The 8076-nt window shown below is 50.7% G+C and carries 5 protein-coding genes and 1 pseudogene; 5 read left to right on the plus strand and 1 reads right to left on the minus strand.

Annotated elements, in window-relative coordinates; genetic code table 11:
* Positions 1–687, minus strand: a pseudogene (locus tag VFS25_RS02400) (hypothetical protein); the annotation flags it as partial.
* A 358-nt stretch (positions 688–1045) separates the two neighbouring features.
* On the opposite strand from VFS25_RS02400, the gene gcvT reads away from it, so the two are divergent.
* From gcvT to VFS25_RS02425, 5 genes are all read left to right on the plus strand, one after another.
* On the plus strand, positions 1046–2143 hold the full coding sequence (gene gcvT, locus VFS25_RS02405) for a glycine cleavage system aminomethyltransferase GcvT (RefSeq protein ID WP_349256383.1): 1098 nt from the start codon (positions 1046–1048) through the stop codon (positions 2141–2143).
* Between the two features lie 117 nt (positions 2144–2260).
* Positions 2261–2734: an SRPBCC family protein gene (locus tag VFS25_RS02410; RefSeq protein WP_326460515.1), complete on the plus strand. Its 474-nt coding sequence runs from the start codon at positions 2261–2263 to the stop codon at positions 2732–2734.
* Positions 2735–2757: 23 nt separating this feature from the next.
* Complete coding sequence (locus VFS25_RS02415; RefSeq protein WP_326460516.1) at positions 2758–3483, plus strand: 2-phosphosulfolactate phosphatase; 726 nt, start codon at positions 2758–2760, stop codon at positions 3481–3483.
* A 20-nt stretch (positions 3484–3503) separates the two neighbouring features.
* Positions 3504–4304: an MBL fold metallo-hydrolase gene (locus tag VFS25_RS02420; protein WP_326460517.1), complete on the plus strand. Its 801-nt coding sequence runs from the start codon at positions 3504–3506 to the stop codon at positions 4302–4304.
* A 253-nt stretch (positions 4305–4557) separates the two neighbouring features.
* Positions 4558–8076, plus strand: a 3519-nt coding sequence (locus VFS25_RS02425; RefSeq protein ID WP_326460518.1) for a DEAD/DEAH box helicase, incomplete at its 3' end; no start/stop codon positions are given.

Consider the following 8076-nt stretch of genomic DNA (forward strand, 5'->3'; position numbering starts at 1 on the left):
GGTACGTTTGGTTTGCTTAAAGGCTACCTGCAGGCTAATGTGAAAGCCCGCGGCATTATCGCTCTGCAGTGTTTTGCTGACGGCATCATCCACCCACAGCGCGGGAATGGGCAGCTTTTTAACATCTTCATCCAGCCAGTGCAGGGCGGTTTGTATATCATCTTTTGAGTTGAAGAAGATTACAGCGCTGGCGCCGTTCTTAGCGGCTTCCATGGCTTTTTTCCGGTACTCTTCCAGCGGGTTGTCGTGCGGGCTCAGCTCCAGGTCCTGTACATCAATGAGCCATATATTATCCGGCTCCTTTACCTGGGGCAGCACATCGCCGGTGGCGGTTTTTTCGGCACTGAAAGGCAGGGCTGTAAACTGCGCCCCGGCGGTAAAGCTTTCCTTATCGATGGTAAGGCGGGTAGCATCGGCCATATCCCTGCCTTCCCGTACTATAAAGGTTTGCAGGTAGCCGCTGTCGCCTTTGGGCAGCAAGCCTTCGGCCTTCATCTGGCCGGCTATATAATCAGCGGCCAGCCGCTCTCCGGGTGTGCCGGTACGGCGGCCTTCCAGGCGGTCGGCGGCCAGGTAGTTCACATGCGCCTGTAAATTGCCCAGGATTTTCCGGTCAGCTTTTTTCTGTGCCGTTAAAGGTAAGGCTGCCAGTAAAAGTAAGGAAAGGAAACAGGTAGTGCTTTTCACAGTTAAAGGAAATTTGTTTAATTACGAAATGCGAATTGAGCAGCGGGTGCCTGGTGTAATGTGCTACCAGAGCACGGCGAAGGCTTCAATTACGAATTATTTAATTACGATTCCGCTAAACGGAACATGAGCTCCTTTGAAAATAATTATGAATGCGAATAATTATCAATTACGAATTACGAATTGGCCAGCGTGAGCCTGGCAGCGTGTACCAGCAAGGCGCTGTGCCAACAATTCGTAATTGAATAATTCGTAATTCAAAAATTCTTTCCCCGGGGTGCAATTATTACACCAAATTTCCAATTTCCACCTATTTTTGCCGGGTTCAAAAAACCAATCATACCCAAACGTAAACAATATGTCAGTAATTAAAAACACGCCTTTTACCCCAAAACATGTGGCACTGGGGGCCAAAATGGTGCCTTTTGCCGGTTACAACATGCCGGTTTCCTACACCGGTATTAATGAAGAGCACCAGGCCGTACGCACCAATGCCGGCGTATTTGATGTAAGCCACATGGGCGAGTTTATATTAAAAGGGCCCGATGCGCTGGACCTTATTCAGCGCGTTACCAGTAACGATGCCTCCAGGCTAACTGCCGGCAAGGCCCAGTACAGCTGTTTGCCCAACGCCACCGGCGGCATTGTAGACGACCTGCTGGTATATTGTATTGAAGAAAATAAGGCGTACATGCTCGTGGTAAACGCCAGCAATATAGAAAAAGACTGGGAATGGATCAGCAGGCACAACACCAAAGGCGTGGAAATGCACAACATTTCCGACAAAACCTGCCTGCTGGCAATACAAGGCCCTAATGCCGCCAGCATATTGCAGCCGCTTACAGATATTGATATTGTAAACCTGAAATATTACACCTTTGCCAAAGGCACCTTTGCCGGGGTATCTAATGTGCTTATCAGCGCTACGGGCTACACCGGCGCCGGCGGCATAGAAATCTATTTTGAAGATAAGGACGGCGCTGCCGATAAGGTATGGGACGCCATTTTTGCCGCCGGCAGCGCTAAAGGATTGAAGCCTATTGGCCTGGGCGCCCGTGATACCCTGCGCCTGGAAATGGGCTTTTGCCTGTACGGCAACGATATTGACGACCGCACCTCCCCGCTGGAAGCAGGCCTGGGATGGATCACCAAGTTTACCAAAGACTTTACTGCCCGCGACATTCTTGAAAAGCAAAAGGCAGCTGGCGTTGCACAAAAGCTGGTGGGCTTTGAAATGATAGACAAGGGTATTCCCCGCCATGATTACGAGATCCGTAATGCGGCCGGCGAAGTAATAGGCCGGGTAACCTCCGGTACCCAATCACCCTCCCTGCAAAAGGCCATTGGCCTGGGATATGTAAAAACACCCTATGCAGCGCTGGATAGCGAAATTTATATCAGTGTACGGGACAGGCAGCTGAAAGCCAGGGTGGTAAAAGTGCCGTTCCTGGGTTAGCAGCGGATCTTTGGTCATTAGCTTCCGGCAAAAAAGATTATAGAAATGTGCCTGCAGGCCATTATCTTAGCTAACCGCCAACATTAAATGCTAACGGCTAAAAGCATAACCATATCTATGCCTACGATCCATCTGACCACCGTTATTTACGCTCCCATGGAAAGGGTTTTTAACCTTAGCCGGAGTATTACGCTGCATAAGCGCAGCATGGCCCATTTGCAGGAAGAGGCAATCAAAGGCCGCCTGAACGGGCTGATAGAAAAAAATGAAACTGTAACCTGGCGCGCCCGTCATTTAGGTAAAACACGGACCTTAACCACCCGTATTACCGATATGCGCAGCCCGGAGTACTTTTGCGATGAAATGGAAGCGGGGGATTTTAAGTACATGCGCCATGAACATCATTTCAAGGCCATTGACAATGCTACCGTTTCCATAGACATCATGGATTTTGAAGCTCCCTACGGGAAGCTTGGCAGGCTGTTTACCAGATTATACCTGCATAACTACATGAGCCGCCTGCTGCAGCAACGTAACCGGGTAATAAAGGAATACGCGGAAACGGAAAAGTGGCGGGTCATCCTGGATTAATTAACAACCGGAAAAATAAGTGAATGACAGCACCGCAACGGCCCTCACTGGAAGTATGCCTATCACCGGCATTATTACATTTATACGATGTGAAGAACAGTATTGTAGTGATCATTGATGTGTTAAGGGCCACCTCTACCATCTGCACCGCATTGTATAACGGCGCTGCCAAAATAATACCCGTAGCCTCCGTGGAAGAGTGCGTGCACATAGGCCGGCAGCTGGGCGCCATTACTGCGGGCGAGCGCGACGGCAAAATTGCCCCGGGCCTGGAATACGGCAACTCCCCCTTTGAATATCCCCGGGACTTTATTGCCGGCAAAACACTGGTGCTTACCACTACCAACGGCACCAAGCTGCTGCACATGGCTAAAGATGCTATACAGATCATTACCGGCTCTTTCCCGAATATTTCTGCTGTTTGCGATTACCTGGCCGCACAGGGGCAAAACGTGATATTGGGCTGTGCTGCCTGGAAAGACCGGATAAATATGGAAGATACGCTGTTTGCGGGCGCTGTGGTGAGCCGCATTCAGCAACATTTTAACGTGAACTGCGACTCGGCCCTGGCAGCCTTCACCCTTTACCAGGCGGCCCGGCACGACCTGTTCGGCTATATGCGGCAAGCTTCCCATTTTCAGCGCCTCTCCCGCTACGGCCTGGAAAAGGACATCCGCTACTGCCTTACGCCGGACAGCGCCAATGTGCTGCCGCTGCTGAAGAATGGAGAACTGGTTGCTGCGCAATAATTAACTAATTCGTAATTGACATGCTAAGCATCTGCACCACCTGCGGCGTTCAATACGACGCTGCCGCCCAGCCGCCGGCCCATTGCCCGGTATGCGAAGACGACCGCCAGTACGTAAACCCCACTGGCCAGTCCTGGACCACTCTTGAGCAGGTGAGCCGGCACCACCGCAATATTTTTGAAAAGGTGGCGCCTGACCTGTATGCCATTTATACCACGCCGTCTTTTGCCATTGGGCAGCGCGCCCACCTGCTGATAACGCCCGGCGGCAATATCCTCTGGGACTGCATTACCAACCTGGACGCCACTACTATAGATATTATTAACCACCTGGGCGGCATTAAGGCCATTGCCATTTCGCACCCGCATTATTTTTCCACCATAGTGGAGTGGAGCCATGCCTTTAACCATGCGCCGGTATATGTGCATGCCCTGGATGCACAGTGGCTGGGCCGCCATGACCCGGTGATACGCCTGTGGGAAGGTGCGGCGCAGCCCTTATGGGATGGTATAAAGCTGGTGCTGTGCGGCGGCCATTTTCCCGGGGCTAACATCCTGCACTGGCCGGGCGGGCATAATGGCCGGGGCGTAATGCTGGCAGGCGATGTGGTACAGGTGTCGCCGGACCGCAAAACCGTATCTTTTATGTACAGCTATCCCAACCTGGTACCCTTGCCTGAAAAGGATATACTGCATATACAGGCAGTGCTGCAGCCGCTTGGCTATGAAGCAATATATGGCGCCTTCGGGCGGAATATTACCGCCGGCGGGCAGCAGGCGGTTGATTTTTCCATCCGCCGCTATCTACGCATATACGAATAACAGCGTATAAGCGTAAAAGGTGCAGGCATTCGTGATAATAGCGGCAGCCGGTCACGGGCGCCGGGGTAAATTTGCCAATACCGCAGCACCGCTGCGCCCGTTTTGCCGGAGCCCTTTTCAATAGTGCGTTCCATGGGTTAACCGCTCCTGCGGGGGAACCACACCTTTCTCTATTCCAAAAATTCTGCTTACTTTTGTGGATTGCCTTTTAATGAACTGCTAAAGATTTTAGTTTCAAAAAAGCCTGGAAAATATGTCACTACCCCAGTTATTGAAATACGTTTATAATAACGGCACTGATGAAGTGATCCGCAGGGGGAAACGTATATTCGCTACTGGCGGGGTAGAGCTCCTGGAGGCAGACCCGGTGCTGAAATCAGCCGCTTTCCGCGTAAAAAGTGATACGCACGCCAACTACTACAAAGTTACCATCAACAAATACCACGAAATTTCCGGCATGTCTGTGCGCTGCCAGTGCCCCTATAACCTGGGTGACATTTGCCGCCATGAAGCCGCTGCCTTGTTTCAGCTGCAGGAAATGCTGGACAAGAACCATTTTGACAGTTACGAAACGCATTATAATCAGCAGCACACGCTGATAAAAATGAAGTCTATCGACCTCAAAACCATTAAGCTGCTTACTTCCCCGGCCATTTTTGCAGATGCGGAAAAAATATTGCGCCATCATAAGGTGAGCATCCGCAGCGCCAAAGATGAAAAGGTAGAAGGGGTGCTGAAGCTGGAGGGAAAAGAATACCCGCTTATCCTGCAGCGCAATGAGGAACGGCATTTTGATACGCATTGCATCTGCGATGAAACCGAGCACCCGCTGTGCAAGCATAAAACAGCCTTTTTCCTGCAGCTGCTGAATGCCAACGGGCCTTTTTATTTTGATACCCTGCGTAACTGGGACAAGGAAAAGAACAAGCTGCTGGCCATGTACGGCTACTCGCTGACCGATAACCTGGATGGCAAGTTCGCATTTTCTTATATGGATGGTAAGCCCTTTCTGCGTGTGCTGGACCCCAGCATTAAGCGTGTGGAAAGCCCGGTTACGGGCCGCGCACAGCAGGCTCCACCACCCCCTCCGCCGGATATTATCGTTACACAGCGTGTAGGCGTGGTGTTTAACGCCAATGAGCAGCTATATCCCTTTTTCCGGATAGACCTGGTGAGCGGAGAGGTAAATGAGGAGCAAACCGGCTTTGTGTCGCTGGTGAACAAGCTGGACCTTACCAAGTACATTGATTTTTACCAGTATAAAGAGCAGGACCGCGAACTGATTTCTCCGGTGCGTAAAGTGCAGGCAGGAGAGGTAAGCAAGTACCTGAGCAAAAACTCGCCCTTTGCCGGCATATGGGAAAATATTACGCACGATAATGCAGAGGAGCTGCCTACGGAAACCAAAGAGCTGATGCTGGAATACCTGCATCCTAAATTGGCCAAGCTGTTTCCCCAGCTGGCAGAGCATGGCCTGCTGTTCCTGCTGCCTGGCCGGCAGCTGTTTAAAACCCGCAACATACAGCCGGTACAGCTGGCCGGCAGCCGCCTGCAGCCGGTATTTAAAACCCATACCGGCGAAAAGGAGGTGGAGATTACCTGTTATGTGAACATAGAAGGTGAGCTGGTGAATGTAACGGAAAATGAATGGGAAAGCCCGCTGCTGTTCCTGCACAAGGGAATGCTGCACCTGTTTGAAAATCCGCAGGATGCGCTGCATGTTGAGCTGTTCCGCAATAACGGCCGTTTACGTATACCCGTAGCCGAATGGCCGGTGTACCTGAAAGATTACCTGCTGCCGTTAAGCCGGCAGTATGATATACAGTTTGATGCATCCCTGCTGGCAGAGGTAGATGATATTTTACCGGAAAACCACGTGTACCTGAAAGAGATGGGGGAAACCTTCATTATCCAGCCGGGCTTTGCCTATCACGGGCATGAGGTGGAGTGGAACGATGAAACCCGCATTACGGTGCAGGAAGGCAATAAGGTGCTGATCATTCACCGTAACAAGGCGGCGGAAACGCAGTTTATAGAAAGCATCCGCGCGCTGCATACTAATTTCAGTCAGCCCAGCAACAACAACTACTTTTACCTGCGCTCCAAAGAAGCGTTAAAGAACAGCTGGTTCTTCCTGTTCTTTGATACGCTGAAAGAAATGAATGTGCGCGTATTTGGCTTTGACGGCCTGCGCAACTTCAGGTTCAGCTCTCATAAACCGGTCACCAACCTGCAGATCAGCTCCGGTATAGACTGGTTTGATGCGCAGATAGAGGTGCTGTACGGCGATCAGCGTGTAAGCATTAAGGATATTAAGCAGGCGCTGGCCAACAAGCAAAACTATGTGCAGCTGGCAGACGGGTCCCTGGGCCTGCTGCCGGAGGAATGGCTACGCAAGTACTCCCTGCTGTTTAAAATAGGCGAAGAAAAGGATAAAGGGCTGAAGCTCAGCAAATACAACTTCAGCGTTATAGACGAGCTGTATGAGTTTATTGATGATGAAGCCATTGTTATTGAGCTGGAGCAGAAGCGTAAAAAGCTGCTGCAGTTTGATGAGATCCGCAACATTACCCTGCCGCATAACCTGAATGCGCACCTGCGCCCTTACCAGGAAAGCGGTTTCCAGTGGCTCAATTACCTGGATGAGGTGAAATGGGGCGGCATACTGGCAGATGACATGGGTTTGGGTAAAACCATACAGGCGCTTACGTTTGTGCAGCATTATAAGAACAAGCATAACGATAAATGCCTGGCGCTGGTGGTATGCCCTACTACGCTGATCTATAACTGGGAAAACGAAATAAAGAAGTTCACTCCCACCATGCGCTACCATATCCATCACGGTCCCGCGCGGCAAAAGAACCCTGAAGAGCTGCAGAAGGTGGACATTATTATTACCACTTACGGCACCCTGCGCAGCGATGTGCAGCTGCTGATGAAAATGGAGTTCGACTATGTGATACTGGATGAATCCCAGGCCATCAAGAACCCGCAAAGCAAGGTTACCAAAGCTGCGCAGCTGCTGCACACCCGCAACCGGCTGGCATTGAGCGGTACGCCTATGCAGAACAATACATTTGATATTTATGCGCAGATGAACTTCCTGAACCCGGGTATGCTGGGCAGTGTAGACTTTTTCAGGAATGAATTTGCCACACCCATAGATAAGTTCCAGGATGAGGAGCGTAAAGACCATTTACGCAAGCTCATTTATCCCTTTATATTACGCCGCACCAAGGAGCAGGTAGCCAAAGAGCTGCCGGAAAAGATAGAAACCGTGATCTTTTGTGAAATGGATGCGGAGCAGCGGCATATTTACGATGCTTACCGCAACACCTACCGTTCTAAAATACTGGGCGTAATAGAAGACCAGGGTATGGAGCGCTCACAGCTTACCATTTTACAGGGGTTGATGAAGCTGCGGCAGATCTGCGACTCGCCGGCCATCCTCAATGAGTCGGAGCAATATCCTAACCACTCTGTAAAGCTGCATGAGCTTACCAGGGAAATGTCGGAGAACATCAGCAACCATAAGGTGTTAATATTCTCCCAGTTCCTGGGTATGCTGGCTCTTATAAAAGAACGCCTGCAGCACCTGAAAATACCATTTGAGTATTTTGACGGCAGCACCAGCACCACGGAAAGAGAGCGCGCTATCCAGAACTTCCAGAATAATGAGGAATGCCGTGTGTTCCTGATTTCCCTGAAAGCGGGCGGTGTTGGTTTGAACCTTACTGCCGCCGACTATGTATACATTGTAGATCCCTGGTGG

Source organism: Chitinophaga sp. (assembly GCF_035761305.1).
GTDB lineage: Bacteria > Bacteroidota > Bacteroidia > Chitinophagales > Chitinophagaceae > Chitinophaga.

Excerpts from the sequence above, each read along its gene's own strand:
- gcvT (WP_349256383.1), top strand. The coding sequence starts at position 1,046 with ATGTCAGTAATTAAAAACACGCCTTTTACCCCAAAACATGTGGCACTG.
- VFS25_RS02415 (WP_326460516.1), top strand. The coding sequence starts at position 2,758 with ATGACAGCACCGCAACGGCCCTCACTGGAAGTATGCCTATCACCGGCA.
- VFS25_RS02410 (WP_326460515.1), top strand. The coding sequence starts at position 2,261 with ATGCCTACGATCCATCTGACCACCGTTATTTACGCTCCCATGGAAAGG.
- VFS25_RS02420 (WP_326460517.1), top strand. The coding sequence starts at position 3,504 with ATGCTAAGCATCTGCACCACCTGCGGCGTTCAATACGACGCTGCCGCC.